Origin of the sequence: Endozoicomonas atrinae (assembly GCF_001647025.1) — a bacterium.
In the GTDB taxonomy this organism is placed as follows: Bacteria; Pseudomonadota; Gammaproteobacteria; order Pseudomonadales; family Endozoicomonadaceae; genus Endozoicomonas; species Endozoicomonas atrinae.
In genome coordinates, this window is sequence record NZ_LUKQ02000143.1 from 1 (window position 1) to 14,665 (window position 14,665).

Annotated in this window: 15 protein-coding genes; 2 read left to right on the forward strand and 13 right to left on the reverse strand. The window is 48.5% G+C overall.

The features are described from left to right. The 4 genes from AK963_RS17775 to AK963_RS17790 all read right to left on the reverse strand — a co-directional run. Positions 1 to 2,426 (reverse strand): glycoside hydrolase domain-containing protein (locus AK963_RS17775; protein WP_066016784.1); only part of this gene is annotated, 2,426 nt, incomplete at its 3' end. A 145-nt stretch (positions 2,427 to 2,571) separates the two neighbouring features. Then, positions 2,572 to 3,126, reverse strand: coding sequence for a YggT family protein (locus AK963_RS17780; RefSeq protein ID WP_066016785.1), 555 nt, complete (start codon positions 3,124 to 3,126; stop codon positions 2,572 to 2,574). A gap of 100 nt (positions 3,127 to 3,226) precedes the next feature. Beyond that, the gene (gene proC, locus AK963_RS17785) at positions 3,227 to 4,048 is read right to left on the reverse strand and encodes a pyrroline-5-carboxylate reductase (protein WP_066016786.1); all 822 of its coding nucleotides are present in this window, start codon (positions 4,046 to 4,048) and stop codon (positions 3,227 to 3,229) included. Then, a complete protein-coding gene (locus tag AK963_RS17790) occupies positions 4,045 to 4,767 on the reverse strand; it encodes a YggS family pyridoxal phosphate-dependent enzyme (RefSeq protein ID WP_066016796.1) in 723 nt (240 codons plus the stop codon). Before AK963_RS17790 ends, proC begins: the two co-directional genes overlap by 4 nt. 67 nt (positions 4,768 to 4,834) lie before the next feature. Between AK963_RS17790 and AK963_RS17795 the strand changes: the two genes are divergently transcribed. Beyond that, a complete protein-coding gene (locus AK963_RS17795) occupies positions 4,835 to 5,869 on the forward strand; it encodes a type IV pilus twitching motility protein PilT (protein WP_066016787.1) in 1,035 nt (344 codons plus the stop codon). A 155-nt stretch (positions 5,870 to 6,024) separates the two neighbouring features. After that, positions 6,025 to 7,149 (forward strand): PilT/PilU family type 4a pilus ATPase, encoded by a 1,125-nt coding sequence (locus tag AK963_RS17800; RefSeq protein ID WP_066016788.1) that lies wholly within the window; start codon positions 6,025 to 6,027, stop codon positions 7,147 to 7,149. A 55-nt stretch (positions 7,150 to 7,204) separates the two neighbouring features. Here the strand turns inward: AK963_RS17800 and ruvX are convergent, their stop codons facing one another. From ruvX to AK963_RS17845, 9 genes are all read right to left on the reverse strand, one after another. Continuing rightward, on the reverse strand, positions 7,205 to 7,654 hold the full coding sequence (ruvX, locus tag AK963_RS17805) for a Holliday junction resolvase RuvX (protein ID WP_066016789.1): 450 nt from the start codon (positions 7,652 to 7,654) through the stop codon (positions 7,205 to 7,207). An 11-nt stretch (positions 7,655 to 7,665) separates the two neighbouring features. Next, entirely contained in the window at positions 7,666 to 8,238 is a 573-nt protein-coding gene (locus tag AK963_RS17810) for a YqgE/AlgH family protein (protein WP_066016790.1), read from the reverse strand. 70 nt (positions 8,239 to 8,308) lie between these two features. After that, positions 8,309 to 9,199: an energy transducer TonB gene (locus AK963_RS17815; RefSeq protein ID WP_066016797.1), complete on the reverse strand. Its 891-nt coding sequence runs from the start codon at positions 9,197 to 9,199 to the stop codon at positions 8,309 to 8,311. Between the two features lie 162 nt (positions 9,200 to 9,361). Beyond that, positions 9,362 to 10,318: a glutathione synthase gene (gshB, locus tag AK963_RS17820; protein WP_066016798.1), complete on the reverse strand. Its 957-nt coding sequence runs from the start codon at positions 10,316 to 10,318 to the stop codon at positions 9,362 to 9,364. A gap of 19 nt (positions 10,319 to 10,337) precedes the next feature. Continuing rightward, positions 10,338 to 11,240: an archaetidylserine decarboxylase gene (gene asd, locus AK963_RS17825; protein ID WP_066016791.1), complete on the reverse strand. Its 903-nt coding sequence runs from the start codon at positions 11,238 to 11,240 to the stop codon at positions 10,338 to 10,340. 248 nt (positions 11,241 to 11,488) lie between these two features. Further along, positions 11,489 to 12,325: a sulfurtransferase gene (locus AK963_RS17830; RefSeq protein WP_066016792.1), complete on the reverse strand. Its 837-nt coding sequence runs from the start codon at positions 12,323 to 12,325 to the stop codon at positions 11,489 to 11,491. A 61-nt stretch (positions 12,326 to 12,386) separates the two neighbouring features. Continuing rightward, positions 12,387 to 13,280, reverse strand: coding sequence for a TauD/TfdA dioxygenase family protein (locus tag AK963_RS17835; RefSeq protein ID WP_066016793.1), 894 nt, complete (start codon positions 13,278 to 13,280; stop codon positions 12,387 to 12,389). A 68-nt stretch (positions 13,281 to 13,348) separates the two neighbouring features. Continuing rightward, positions 13,349 to 14,185: an MlrC C-terminal domain-containing protein gene (locus tag AK963_RS17840; protein ID WP_175404559.1), complete on the reverse strand. Its 837-nt coding sequence runs from the start codon at positions 14,183 to 14,185 to the stop codon at positions 13,349 to 13,351. Then, positions 14,118 to 14,594, reverse strand: coding sequence for a M81 family metallopeptidase (locus AK963_RS17845; protein ID WP_175404560.1), 477 nt, complete (start codon positions 14,592 to 14,594; stop codon positions 14,118 to 14,120). Before AK963_RS17845 ends, AK963_RS17840 begins: the two co-directional genes overlap by 68 nt. Between the last annotated feature and the right edge of the window lie 71 nt (positions 14,595 to 14,665).

The window sequence follows — 14,665 nt, forward strand, 5'->3', positions numbered from 1 at the left end:
TTATTGGCTATATCAGATGTATTATTCCAATCAACAGATACACTATCCTTGATGTACTCCAGTATTTCTTCTGCCTCTGGATTATCTTCAGCTCTATGTTCCAGCCATTGCAACCAACGAAGGTCAATGGTTGCTTCATGTAAATCAAGAAAACGGCGATGAATATCCAGAACTTCTGGGCACCGGCTGGCTGATGGGTAGATATACATTACATCCCCCTCCCGACCATCGGTGGGATCAAATGGATCTGCAGTAGGCATACGGCCATGCCACTGTAGATAACCGTCGGCACCGGATCGCCAGAGATACAGACCGGCAGCCAATCTGGGGCTGGGCATGTTGTATAGCCAGACTGTACTGCTTTCTTTCAAATCATTAATATTTTCCTCAGTAACTTCTGTTCCGTGGTTGATAAGGAGAAGATCCGTGACTTCTGCAAGTTCAGCCTGATTGTCATGATTCATATGGCCAGCGGTATTAAATTGAAGAGAGTTATCATTCAGCAGACTGGCCGTATTCTTTATTTGAGAGAAGTGATCGTTGGCTGGCTCGTCAAAAATTGACCAGTAAATGTCAGGGAGGTTCTTGTTCTCCAATAACTGTTGCAGCTGTTTCAAATCCTCTATTGCCTCTGTTTCATCCTTCTGCCTTAACAGACGTTTCAATGGAGAGTAAGCCAGAATCTTGTCGTTGAAGCCAAAGCGTTCTAATTGTTGCAGTTGCTGAATAAACGCCTGTCTTCCTGCCGCTGTGTCTGGCGTTGTGAATGCAGGAGCAACGGTACTGAAACCGTGGGATGCCAGCAGTGAAAGATCACAGGAGGTTGCATTTGAAGTCTGTCCTTCCAGTGCCTTGAACCACTGATAGTAGGGGGGGGGCTCCATGTAGAGGCCTACAGGGCTCTCCAGTTCAGGCAGCAGGGTCGGAAGTACCCGCACTTTATAATCCAGAAGCCGTAATTCGCCACGGCTGAACAGCTGGATCATACCAGAGTAGTCTCCAGAGAATGCTTCAGAGGGAACCTCCACCTGAACGTAGAGGCGCCTGGGTCTTTTGCTGGATAGACGAATACTTTCCATATCTGAACGGAGATAACTATCATCCAGTATCAGTGACGTTGCATTGGGGGTCGGCCTTTCATAACGCCAGTGCCCGTAGCGGGTGATGACCGTTAAGGATTTTCCATCCGACGATTTGGGAGGGGATACCACAACAGCGGGTGCCACATCATCAATAGGGCTTTCTATTTCAAAGGCCAGGTTAAGAATGCTGTTTCTGGCTGCCAGATAAAAAGTGTCATCATCTTTTACCTGCTGGCTTATATCTTCCAGTGAGAGTGAATCTGGAGGGGTGTATGGCTCAGTAGCTACAGACCATTGATTAAGGAGGCGCTCGCGTCGTTTTTCCTGAGTGGCCTGGGCATAGGTGCCATCAAGAGGTTCCAGAACCAGAGCTGCAAGGTATCTGGCGTCATAATCACCGGTCAGATCGATATTAACCATCCCATCGGTGATACGAATGTTTTTGCTGATAACGTCACTTCGGCGTTTACCAACCAAATCCCAAAGGTCCCCATCAATACTTCCTTCTTTTTCCCTGCCAGCCAGATAAATATCATTTATCCACTGCTCTCTGGTTAACTTTTCATCAATGATTGTGGTTCCATTGGCGATGATTTGCCGGGTAAGGAAGTGAGGCAGGTATTCCCATTCGCCCTGATCCTGTGTCCATAGGCTGAGTTTCCATAACCCATCAGGCCAGGGAATCTGCAGGCTGGTAACGCCGGCAATACCATCTCGAATCAGTGAGTCACCTGAAGTACGAACACGTTCTGTTATTTTGCCTTTCAGGTATGAGCTGTTTTTGCCAATGGCTTCAAAGCCGGGGAAAGCAGCACTATTGCTTGAACCAAAATCCAGTGCCAGAGTGTTTTCGGGAAGCTTGGCGGCCGAACTGAGAAGGATTTTTTCCAGATCAATGTCAGCCCACGTATCGGCGCTGAAAATAAACAGTTTGCTGTAGGGCTGTTTAAATGGCTGTCCACCTGACGTTTTCAGCCCTGAAAGCGGTAAGACTACTTCAAACGGACCCGGTGATAGAGTGAACTCCTGGTTGACCCTGGATCGGTAATCCGAGGAGTTTTCATTATCAATACGCACAATCAGGACTTGTTGATTGCTTGATCCATTATTTCCACTGATGATCAGCTCAGATCCATTCTCAAGGCTAGCCTGTTCGAAGGTGTGGATGAAGGGTAGAGAGTCTGCTTCACTAAGCAGCAACCTATCATTGTTTGCAGCAGAGAAAGGACTAATAAGGCATGAAGCACAGGCAGCAGATGCAATCAGCTGTTTTGTCGCTTTTCCAATGAACCCGGCTTCCGGCCATAGGGACTTTTGGAGCGTGTACTCAATGGCCTTTCCCATGATGCGCTCAGCTGCCTCATAGTTGTTTTGGGGAATAGCCTTATTATCGACGGGAAGGTGAGTGGTTAAAGGCGCTAAACAGGATACGGAGGGGATGTTACTGGCTCTGATCTTGAGAATAGAGCCAGTATTGAAAACTCATTGGTCAGGCCAGTGCACCCAGGAAGTTCTTCAGAGTGATAATGATAATCACCAGAACCATCAGGGAGAAGTCCAGTCCACCGAGTGGTGGAATCACTTTGCGTATACGACTGGTAAGTGGCTCGGTAATCTGTAGCAGCAGCATAAGTCCCGGATTATAGCTATTAGGTGCTACCCAGCTGGCAATGGCGATAATGATCAGACTGAACATATAAATATTCAGAAATTCTATGCCCAGCTTAATCAGGCTACTGATCAAGATACTGGGGAAAGGAATAGCTGCCAGAGAGTACCCCCCCATCAACAGCAGTACATAGAGCAGTATGATCTGAAGTATCAGTGCCAGAACCAGAGAGGCCATATCCACACCGCCGTAACCGGGAATAATCTTGCGGATGGGGTTTAGCAGTGGCGATGTTGCCTTCACTATGGCTTGAGAGATAGGGTTATAGAAGTCGGCTCGGACCAGCTGAAGCAGGAAGCGAATCAACACAGCCATGATATACAAACCACCCAGGGTTTGGATCAGGAAGCTGAGACTCGAAGAAAGTGCAGACATAGAGTGTATTGGTTACCCTTTTATCAATAAACAATAGAAGTTAATAATCTTTACGCATAATACAATAAAGGCTCGCCACCGCACGTCAACAGGTTGAAAATCAGTCTTTCAGAGCTTCTGCAAGTTCTATCGACCGGTTGACGGCTGCTTTCATTGCCTTCTCCACCAGCTCAGGCAACCCCTGCTCCTGAAAAGTCTTTATGGCCTGTTCAGTGGTTCCGTTCGGAGAGGTAATGCGACGACGAAGCTCAGCAGCATCAACATCACTTTCCGTCGCCATTCTGGCAGCCCCCAGAGCAGTTTGCAGTGTCAGCTGTCTTGAGGTTTCTGCATCAAGGCCCAGGTGAGTACCGACCTGTTCCATAATTTCCATCAGCAGGAAATAGTAAGCCGGGCCACTGCCAGAAACAGCAATAACGGCATCAATTAACGACTCCTGGTCGACCCACTTGGCAATACCAATGGCATTGAAAATATTGTCTGTCAGCACTTTCTGAGCAGGACTGACGTTATTGTTGGCAAACAAGCCGCTGGCACCACATTGCAGCAGAGAAGGCGTGTTTGGCATGCTGCGAACAATAGAAAGATGATCTCCTCCCCAGTTCTGCAGGCTTTCCATGGTAATGCCAGCAGCGACAGAGATGATCAGGGCATCCGGCTTTATGGACGAACTTAAGTCGGTCAGAACCGCTTTCATCACCTGTGGTTTAACGCAAAGCATAATGACGTCAGCCTTACTGACGGCCTGATGGTTATCCACCGTCGTTTCAATATTAAATTTTTCGCGGATATCGGACAGTGTTTCTTCAGTTCTTGCCGTAGCAATCAACTGATAGGTTGGCCAGCCATTATTGATCAGGCCACCGATAATACTGCTGGCCATATTGCCAGCACCGATAAAAGCAATGGTTGATTCAGTCATTTGTTGTTATCCATTTGAGGCTCTTGTTGGGAAGAGAGTCTGGAGCCAAACAGAGCAGTACCTATACGAACCATGGTTGAGCCCTCCTGAATAGCGGACTCAAGATCATCCGTCATGCCCATGGACAGGGTATCCATCGCTAGGGAGAACTCGTCATTCAGGGTGTGTAACGCATTGGCCAGTGCCCGGAAAGGCTCGCGCTGACAGTCAGGATCAGCTTCAGGGGCTGGAATAGCCATCAGGCCACGAAGTTTCAGATTGGGTAAACTGGCAATGGATTGCACCAGAGATGGAAGCTCACTCAGGCTGATTCCGGATTTTGTGCCTTCTCCGCTGATATTAACCTGCAGGCAGATATTTAATGGGGAAAGTTCCTGGGGGCGTTGGTCATTTAGCCTTTGAGCGATTTTCAGGCGGTCAACACTATGAACCCAGTCGAAGTGGGTGCTGATATCCCGGGTTTTGTTTGACTGAATTGGGCCGATGAAATGCCAGTGGATGTCCGAAAGATCATTGAGTTCATTTATTTTGCCCAGGGCTTCCTGGAGGTAGCTTTCGCCAAAATGCTTTTGACCCAGATGCCATGCTTCACGCACCATAGAGGCAGGTTTGGTTTTGCTGACTGCCAGCAGTTGCACTTGCCCGTTGCGATTGCAGGCTTGCTCAGCTTGATGAATTCGGTCATAAACCCGTTGAAATCGGTTTTTTAATAAGGTCATCAGGTTGTACATTACCGGGTAAATAAATGGGCAGTTTACCTGCTTCCTGGTGTAAGGGGGATAATAAATGGATATTACTGAGCTATTGGCGTTCAGCTTTAAACAGGGGGCTTCGGACCTGCATCTATCGGCAGGACTTCCTCCAATCATTCGAATAGATGGAGATGTTCGCCGTATCAATCTGCCGCCCATGGATCAGAAGGAAGTTCATGGTTTGATCTATGACATCATGAACGACAAACAGCGTAAAGATCTGGAAGAGCATCTGGAAGCTGACTTCTCTTTTGAAGTACCTGGAGTTGCGCGTTTTCGTGTTAATGCTTTTAACCAAAATAGAGGTGCTGGGGCCGTGTTCAGGGCAATCCCCAGTAAAGTACTGACCATGGATGACTTGAGCATGGGACAGGTATTTAAAACCATTGCTGATAAACCCAGAGGGTTAGTGTTGGTTACTGGCCCTACAGGCTCTGGTAAGAGTACAACGCTGGCGGCTATGCTGGATTACATTAATGACACCAAATATCAGCATATTCTGACCATTGAAGACCCTATTGAATTTATCCACACCCCGAAAAAGTGTCTGGTTAATCAGCGGGAAGTGCATAGGGATACTCACAGCTTCAGTAATGCCTTGCGGTCTGCGTTGCGTGAAGACCCAGATATTATTCTCGTCGGTGAGATGCGTGACCTGGAAACCATTCGTCTGGCAATGACTGCTGCAGAAACCGGGCATCTGGTTTTCGGTACGTTGCACACCACATCGGCGGCAAAAACCATTGACCGTATCGTTGATGTATTTCCGGCTGAAGAAAAGTCCATGGTGCGGTCAATGCTCTCAGAGTCACTCCAGGCTGTGATCTCGCAAACACTTTTGAAGAAAAACGGTGGAGGGCGTGTAGCCGCTCATGAGATTATGCTCGGTACTGCAGGTATTCGAAACCTGATTCGGGAAGATAAGGTTGCCCAGATGTACTCGGCAATTCAGACCGGAGGTGGGCTTGGCATGCAAACACTGGATCAGTGTCTGATGAACCTGATGAAAAAGGGGCTGATCACTCGTGATGTGGCTCGTGAAAAAGCCAAGGATCGAGACGCATTTTAAGTGTCCCGGACACTTTTAAGTTTATCTTTCTAGTGAACTCCCAGGCTGCCTGCCAGTCTGGCTTCACTTACTTTTTCCTGACTGGAAGAGTATCGCATATAACCGTTTGCCAAGAGTGAACACCGGGCTGTATTTGAACATCAATGTGATGATAAATGGATATTGAAAAATTATTAAAACTGGTCGCCGTTAAAAAAGCATCGGATCTGTTTATCACCGCAGGCTTTCCTCCCAGCGTAAAGCTTGATGGACGTCTGATGCCTGTTACCAAGACACCGCTGACTGCCACAGAGGCAAAAGATATGGTGCTTGGTGTGATGGATGAGAAGCAGCGCCTTGAGTTTGAGCTGAAGCAGGAATGTAACTTTGCCATCGCCAAGATGGGGGTTGGTCGGTTCCGGGTCAGTGCTTTTCAGCAGAGAAACCAATCAGGCATGGTTTTGCGCCGAATTGAAGAGAAAATTCCCAGTCTCGAAGACTTGAAGCTTCCTCCTATTCTGAAAGACTTGACCATGGCCAAGCGTGGGCTTGTCATACTGGTGGGGGCTACCGGTACGGGTAAGTCGACAACACTGGCGGCCATGCTTGGCTATCGTAATGAAAACGAAACAGGCCATATCATCAGCATTGAAGACCCGATTGAGTTTATTCATCAACACAGAAGGTGCATCGTAACCCAGCGAGAAGTGGGAATAGATACTAAGTCTTATGAAGTCGCACTGAAAAACACACTTCGTCAGGCTCCTGATGTCATTATGATTGGTGAGATTCGAAGTCAGGATACTATGCAATATGCACTGAACTTCGCGGAAACCGGCCATCTATGTCTGGCAACGCTTCATGCCAATAATGCCAACCAGGCATTGGATCGCATTCTTCACTTTTTCCCCCCGGAACATCATCACCAGGTCTGGATGGATCTTTCTCTCAACCTGAAGGGAATTGTTGCCCAGCAGCTGGTTCCTTCTCTGGATGGCACAGGGAGACTCCCTGCTATTGAAGTGTTACTGAATACACCGTTAGCCAAGGATATGATTCGCAAAGGGGATGTTCATGCGCTGAAAGAGTTAATGAAAAAATCCCGGGAGCTGGGTATGCAGACTTTCGATCAGGCATTATTTGATCTCTACAACAGGGGAGAGGTCAGCTATGAAGAAGCGATTCGCCATGCTGATTCTGCAAACGACTTGCGTCTTATGATTAAACTGGGTTCAGAAGTGGATGAAAGCTATCTTACAGAGCGTTCCAGTAAATTGACTCTGCAGATGGAAGAAGTATAGAAACCAACCTTGGCAGGCGCTGTTGTGCCTGCCATTGAGCCAGTGGAGGAGTGTCTTAGTCACTCATAAGGTGCTCATTCTGAGGATCATTCAACCAGGCTTCCAGAATAATCTGGGCGGCCATGGCGTCCACCGGGTTTGACCCGTAATGCCCTTTATGCCCAAGCTTATCAGCCCATTCCTTGGCTTCGAAAGACGTTAGTCGTTCATCCGCTTCATAAAATGGCAGGTTGAAGCGTCCATGAATCCTGTTACCAAATTTTCTGGCGCGTCGCGACATTTCCGACTCTGAGCCATCCATATTCAATGGAATGCCTACGACAACGGCATCAGGCTTCCACTCTTTGATAAGTGCCTCAACCTGGCTCCAGTCCGGGATTCCATCTCTGGCTTTCAACGATGGCAGGGCAGAGGCGGTGCGAGTTATAACCTGTCCAGCCGCAACACCGATGTTACGGGTTCCAAAGTCAAAACCCAGTACTGTACTTAATTTCTTATCTGTCATTGCTTTCTGTTCTATGCATGACCAACCTGGTCAGAAATCAGGCTGATATTAACACCCAGTGTACTGGCAGCTGCACTTAATCTCAGGTGGTAAGGTGTATCGAAAACAATGGACGGGTGCGCCTCACAGGTCAGCCAGGCATTCTCGGAAATTTCCTTTTCCAGTTGACCTGCTCCCCAGCCTGCATAACCAAGCGCAACCAACGCTTGCTTTGGACCTTTGCCTTCTGCCATTGCCACCAGCACATCGGTTGATGTCGCCAGTTGCAGCCCCGGGCATATCTCCAGACTGGCATCCCAACTGGATTCCCCTGAGTTCAGGACAAAACCCCGCTCCTGAGACACCGGGCCTCCAGAGTATACAGCGTTCTGACTCACTTCTGACTGCTCATGATTATCAATGCCAACCTGCCGGAAAATCTCACTCATCGGCAGTGTACTTGGCCGATTCACAACAATACCCAGAGCACCTTCAGGGCTGTGCTCACAAATAATAGTCAGCGTTTCAGCAAAGGAAGGATCGGCCATGCTTGGCATGGCAATCAGGAAATGGCTTTTGAAATTCTGGAAAGGAACACTGCTCATAGCGGCAGTATTAGGGTAAAGATCATTTATGGCAAGTCTGGATACTGATATTCACATGATACTGAAACGCTTACTGGCTGAATAGTCGGTCCCCTGGTTCAAAACGCCAGGTGCGTATAATTTCAACCATGTCATAGCTCTTAAGAGTGTCGTCGAAGGGGGCAAAAGGTGAAGCCATTTTCACAATACGAACTGCAGCATCATCCAGCACCTGATAGCCAGATGAGTCCAGTATCTCCACATTTGATAATGTGCCATCTCGATTGATCGCAACCATCAGACGCAACTCTCCATAGAGCTGGTGCTTACGCGCTTTTTCCGGATAGTTGATGTTGCCAACCTTCTCAACCTTCCGTCGCCAGGACTCTTTATAAAATGCTCCGGCTTCCTGCAGGGTGGATGCTGCTGTCAGTCGCTTGATACGAGGACGCTTGGCGTACTCCTGGCGCTGCTGATGGAACTGGGCTTCCAGGCTGGCAATTTCATTTTTCAGGTCAATGTGCTTGCGTGGCTTGTCTTTTTCAACCGTAGCAGGTTCCTGCTTTTCACGGTCATCGCTTGCAGAAACTTTCTGATCGCTCTTTGCCCGAGTGGTAATACGGGTCTGTTGTGTCAGAGTTTGCTCTGGTTGAGCCGCTGTTTGTGACTGTGGCTGGACTTCCTTGATGGTGTCTTCCTGAAACTGTGCCTGCTGGTCACTGGAGGGCAATGCTTTTTCTTCCAGAGTACCACTGCCCTGTTGATTGATCTGGGCCAGGTAGTCGGCTTCTTTTGGCTTTTCCTTGCTTTGATAACTGGCCAGAGTCACTTCCAGAGTTGGAGGTGGTGCAGGCTTGTCCTTAAAGCTAAACGTTACCCCCAGTACTATCAGAACGTGCAGAGCCGCTGCCATAAACAGGGTAAAGCCCAGACGGTCTGCCGTCGATACGGCTGCTGATGAAATGGTCGCTGGCTGAGTCATAGCTTTCTGATTACTGCTTTCCTTGGTAAAGCACAATGGCAGAGCCGTCCTGATCAATACGATATGAGCCCTCTTTCAAGGGCTCTTACAGGGCAAGCCTAATATTTAAGACTATATGCAAGATCCTGTTGGAAAAAAACAGTCTATAGAATAATCGTCTGGTTAGGGCCTGGCCTTGAGCTTTTCCTCGATCTTATCCATCAACTGACCGGCGATGTTGAGTTTAAACTGGTTGTCTAGCTCACGGATACAGGTAGGAGAGGTAACGTTGATTTCTGTGAGGTAGTCGCCAATTACATCCAGTCCAACAAAGATCAGGCCTTTCTTGCGAAGCTCTGGCCCTACCTGGCGGGCAATCCACATATCCCGTTCACTCAAGGGGCGTCCTTCACCGGTACCTCCAGCGGCCAGATTACCTCTGAGTTCGCCGGCAGCTGGAATGCGTGCCAGACAGTAGGGAACGGGTTCCCCATCAATCATCAGGATGCGCTTGTCACCCGATTTAATGTCCGGAATAAACTTTTGAATCATGGCCTGACGCTGGCCCATTTCCGTCAGGGTTTCAATGATTACGCTTAAGTTCGGGTCATTTGGCTTTGTGCGGAAAATAGAACTGCCACCCATGCCATCCAGAGGCTTCAGAACCACGTCACCATGCTCTGCTGCAAACTCTTTCAGCAGCCTTGGACTGCGGGAAACCATAACAGGGGGCGTGCACTGTGGAAAAAGAGTAGCAAACATCTTCTCATTACAGTCACGGATACTGCGGGGATTATTTACAATTAACGTGCCAGCCGCCTGAGCCTGCTCCAGCAGATAGGTGCTGTAGATAAATTCCATATCGAAGGGCGGATCCTTGCGCATCAGGATGACGTCCAGCGTATCCAGCGGCATTTCCTGACGGTCTCCCAGTTTGAACCAGTCTTCAGGGTCAGCATTCACTGTTAATGGCTTAACGCTGCCCATGGCAATACCTTCTTTCTGATAAAGGTCGGCCTGTTCCATGTAAAACAGCTGCCAGCCTTTCTGGCTGGCAGCCAGCAGCATGGCAAGGGAGCTGTCTTTTTTGTAATTGATGGAGGCAATAGGGTCCATCACGATGCCGAGTCTGATACTCATGGTTTCTCTACTTCCCCGGTTATTTTTCTGCAGAAGGCTCATCAGAAGATGTGGTCTCTGAACTTATACCGTTACCACGAGCCATCGCTTCACCCATCTTGATAGACAGGCCTGGCTGCCAGTTTTCCAGCCATTCAATTTGATCTTTGCCAAAGAGTACGATTGCGGTAGAACCTAGTTTGAAGCGGCCCAGTTCATCACCACGACTTAATTCAACCGACTGACTCGCTTCACCATAGGTGGTGGTAGCAACCTGGCCCCTTTGCGGTGTAACCAGACCGGCCCATACAGTCTCAATACTGGCAACATTGATTGCACCAACCATGATGACCGCCATGGGACCATATTGTGTATCAAAGATACTGACCACCCGTTCATTCCGGGCAAAGAGGTTGGGGATGTTCTCAACAGTACCCTGATTTACAGAGAAAAGGCGGCCAGGCACGTGAACCATCTTATGCAGGGACCCCGCCGCAGGTGTATGGACTCGGTGGTAGTCTCTTGGGGAGAGGTAAATGGTGGCAAACTTTCCGCCCATAAACTCCTGTCCAAGTTCCAGGTCACCACCGAGAAGTTCGACCAGGCTGTAGTCATGGCCTTTGGCCTGAAAAACTCTACCGTTCTTGATGTCACCTATCTGACTGATGACGCCATCGGCCGGACTGACAATCATTTCCGGATCTTCTGGTAACGGACGGGCGCCATCCTTTAATGACCGGGTAAAGAAGTCGTTGAAGTGGATATACTCTTCAGCGTCTTCTCGTTTCGCTTCACTCATATTGACGTGGTAATGATCAATAGCCCAGCGAATCAGGCCATTTTTGAACCATGGAATCTGACATTCCACAAAATAGTATACAGCTCTGGAGATCAGGTGATGGGGCAGTACATACTGAACAGCTGCAAACAGTTTCTCTTTCACGGTGATGGAATATCCTGTAGTTAAAATACGTACCTGGTAAGGGCCTGTTGTCTATTTGAGAGGGAGCATGACAGGCTCTGAAAGTTCTTTAAATACCGCTCTAAGGCTTGCTCGCCAATGACTGAGACAGCTTCATCTGGAATATTATCTGATCAAAATTGAGGCAATGATTCTCGGAAAACAGGAAAGTGGCAGCCATTGTAATTCATGGCATGACTGCCTGCACCTTTGGTGATGGTCATGTTTGCTCATTGAGCAACCGGTGTATGAGGCAGGTTCCCCCATTCAGACCATGACCCGTCATAGGCTCTGACCGATTTAAAGCCAAGGGCTTTGGCTACAAGATAAGTAAACCCGGAACGGTGGTGGGCCTGACAGTGGGTGATGATTTGCTGATCTCTTTTAATTCCAAGTGCATCAAGCTCTTCAACCAGCCCTTCTTTAATTCTGTAGTTCTTTTCCGGATCCATGGCTCGGGTCCACTCAAAATTAATAGCCCCTGGGATATGGCCGGTTTTCTGTGCCATGACCTTTTCTCCGAAGTACTCTGCTGGGGAGCGTGCGTCCCAGATAGTAAACTCCTGACTTTCTAATGTCTCAAGAATGAAGTCGCAGCTGGCAATGACACTGTCATCGATGGTCAGGGAAACTTCTGTGGAAGCTCTCTCATTTGGTTTGGATTCTCTTGGATGCCCTTCTTTGAGCCAGGCATGAATACCACCATTCAGATAAGAGTATTTCCGGTGAGCAATAACATCGAGCGTCCAGATGAATCGACCAGCCCAACCACCGCCTTCATCATCATAAACAATAAAATGCTCTTCGCCGGTAAAGCCAAGCTCACTGAACAATGATTCCAGCTGGCTGAGCGCTGGAAGTTTGCCTCGGGCAGGCTGTGTGCCTGCAATCAGTAGATGTGGTTGTACGTTAATGGCACCGGGAACATGAGCCTGCCGATACAACTGAGGATTGCAAAGATCAATAATAATCAGGCGTTCTTTTACTGGCGCATTGTCTTCAGCAGTCAGTATTGACTCCAGATCTTTTGGTTCCAGAATAAGTGGCAGCTTGTTATTGTCAGTCATATTACGTCCAGCTTCTATTTTGAACGCATTGTAATGGCAATTGCTGCTTTGATCACCCCGATTAGCTATGTCTTAGAGTGGTTTCTTCCCGGGCTACGACACCTAACCGAAGGCCAACTCGTTGATTATTCATTGAGTCGTAGGGTTGTCCACGGTGCATGACTTGAGAGTTATCCCAGAAGACAATATCGCCTTCCTGCCACTGGTGAGAGTAGATGGCGCACTTGCCGAGGATTTCATCTAACAGTGCATCCCAGAATGCTCGTGCAGCCTCCGGATCATCTTCAAGTCCAACCGGTATTGCAGTATCCGATCCCATGTAAAGACCCTCTCTGGCAATCAGTTCATGCTCAGAAACCAGGGGATGGGTTTTTAATGGTGTCTCCGCTGTCCATGCATCAGGCGTTAGAAACGGTGGCGAGTGGATAAGTTTTACTTTTCTCAACTCTGCCTGCCGCTCAGGGCTGAGAGAACGCCAGGCTTCAAGCTGATCAAGGAAGTGCGTTGTGTGAGGCTGCCCATTACACCCAGCTTCTGGAACCTTGTGCATATGAAGCATCACAATATAGAGTGCATTCATCGCCAGTCCTTCCAGACGGGGAAGTGCATCCTTGTCGTGATGCCATTGCCAGGCGACCGCCTCCAGTGGCTGGTCAATCGGCCCAAGGGGATTTCCAAGTATGGCAACATGATTACTGACCAGATCAGGAGGTAACGGTGGGCGGTCCTTACGTTTGCGATTATCCCCTATCATCATGGGGCCAAAAGTATCCAGCGTAAACTGTTCCATCTCACTGGCGTTCATGTGCTGATTTCTGGCGAAGACCACCCCGTGCTGCCAAAGAGCATGCTTCAGCCCGAGCCTCTGGCTGCTGGTTAACTCTTTCAGGTTGATACCCTGACATACTTCAAAGCCAAGCCTTGGGTGCTGGCTGGTGGTCTGGTAGTTGATCATCGTTTGCAGGCAGTGTTATCTGATACTGCTGAGCAGTATAGGTAATCTGTGAGCCTCGGAATGAAAACTCATCGAAAAGGATTGTCCATCCAGGGGAACTTGTGAAGGTCAGCCTGTTTGTAGGGTACTTTGGTGAAATCTGGGTTCAGTGGACCAGGAGCACCCATAAGCAACACTTCTTCTGCAATCGGAGCAAAGCCCGCATAGAAGTGGAAGATGGATTTGACCACCAGGGCTTTTATACAGCTCAAGTCGATACCAAAGGCAGTAAAGATAGCGGGATGGAATACCTGAGTCCGTGTACTGTTAACAATAATGGATACCCCATTACATTCGAGACAAACGGTATCACCACAAGGAACCGGAAGATCATCTCCACTGTACTGTGGAAACGGTTGGATAAGATCATTGATGATACCGGTTACTTTCACGTTGAGATCAAGTGGCTGGCCGGAATCAACGGAGTTTTTTCCTCCCAGTCGAACGGTCAGTTGTGCGCCTGTGCCTGCTTTTCGGGCGATTTCTACGACCTGAGGATCCCAGATCATGCCAATCGCGCAGTCCGTGAGGCCATTTGACAACATGGCTTCAAGAACAGAGGTTGAATCACTGGCTGCCCCACCGCCTGCATTGTCAGCAATGTCAGCAATGTCAGCAATAACGATGGGTTTGCCAGTATGTTCTTTTTGCTGAATTATCTGGATCGCTTTATTCAGGCTGATCGGGTTAAAGAGCAGCTCATGCCGATGCTCGAAAACAACGTTTCCGATTTTTTCTGCTGGTTGTTTAGCGAGTTCTGGGTCATTATCGCTGATCATCAGGGTTCGGGTGCCGCAGTCAGCAACATCTCCCCAGGGAAAGCCGTGACCAATATCTACGGAGATGATATTTTCCCCCCTGTTCAACCTCAGGAAGCCTGTTAACGATACTGCGCATTGGCTCAAGAGCGGTTGGGTAGAGGTTGATCATACGACAGTCATGCATCGCCATGACGGGTCGGGTTTTTCCCAGAGCCATATCCACTGTCATGTTCAGAAGTGCTTCCGCCCTCTGAAGAATATCGGTGTGCGGATACTCCCGGTATATGGCAATCAGATCAGACTGCTCCACCATGGTTTGAGTCAGATGACAATGGAGGTCAAGCTCAACTCCAATGGGGATTTCAGGCTCCACAATACTCCGTACTCTGGATATCAAATCTCCTTCGCTTTCATCATAGCCGTCGGCCACCATGGCTCCATGGAGTGGCAGAATAATCATACCAATCGCATTTTCTAAATCCTTAAGCTGCCGCCAACTATGCTTAGGCATCATTACCATGCATTATCTAGAACAGATGTCTCGTCGACCACAGCTACCCGAAGGTTTTAATGATGTTGATTTTC

Bases quoted from the DNA above. Each gene is read 5' to 3' on its own strand.
- AK963_RS17780 (WP_066016785.1), bottom strand. From the start codon at position 3,126: ATGTCTGCACTTTCTTCGAGTCTCAGCTTCCTGATCCAAACCCTGGGT.
- proC (WP_066016786.1), bottom strand. From the start codon at position 4,048: ATGACTGAATCAACCATTGCTTTTATCGGTGCTGGCAATATGGCCAGC.
- AK963_RS17790 (WP_066016796.1), bottom strand. From the start codon at position 4,767: ATGACCTTATTAAAAAACCGATTTCAACGGGTTTATGACCGAATTCAT.
- AK963_RS17795 (WP_066016787.1), top strand. From the start codon at position 4,835: ATGGATATTACTGAGCTATTGGCGTTCAGCTTTAAACAGGGGGCTTCG.
- AK963_RS17800 (WP_066016788.1), top strand. From the start codon at position 6,025: ATGGATATTGAAAAATTATTAAAACTGGTCGCCGTTAAAAAAGCATCG.
- ruvX (WP_066016789.1), bottom strand. From the start codon at position 7,654: ATGACAGATAAGAAATTAAGTACAGTACTGGGTTTTGACTTTGGAACC.
- AK963_RS17810 (WP_066016790.1), bottom strand. From the start codon at position 8,238: ATGAGCAGTGTTCCTTTCCAGAATTTCAAAAGCCATTTCCTGATTGCC.
- AK963_RS17815 (WP_066016797.1), bottom strand. From the start codon at position 9,199: ATGACTCAGCCAGCGACCATTTCATCAGCAGCCGTATCGACGGCAGAC.
- gshB (WP_066016798.1), bottom strand. From the start codon at position 10,318: ATGAGTATCAGACTCGGCATCGTGATGGACCCTATTGCCTCCATCAAT.
- AK963_RS17830 (WP_066016792.1), bottom strand. From the start codon at position 12,325: ATGACTGACAATAACAAGCTGCCACTTATTCTGGAACCAAAAGATCTG.
- AK963_RS17835 (WP_066016793.1), bottom strand. From the start codon at position 13,280: ATGATCAACTACCAGACCACCAGCCAGCACCCAAGGCTTGGCTTTGAA.
- AK963_RS17845 (WP_175404560.1), bottom strand. From the start codon at position 14,594: ATGATGCCTAAGCATAGTTGGCGGCAGCTTAAGGATTTAGAAAATGCG.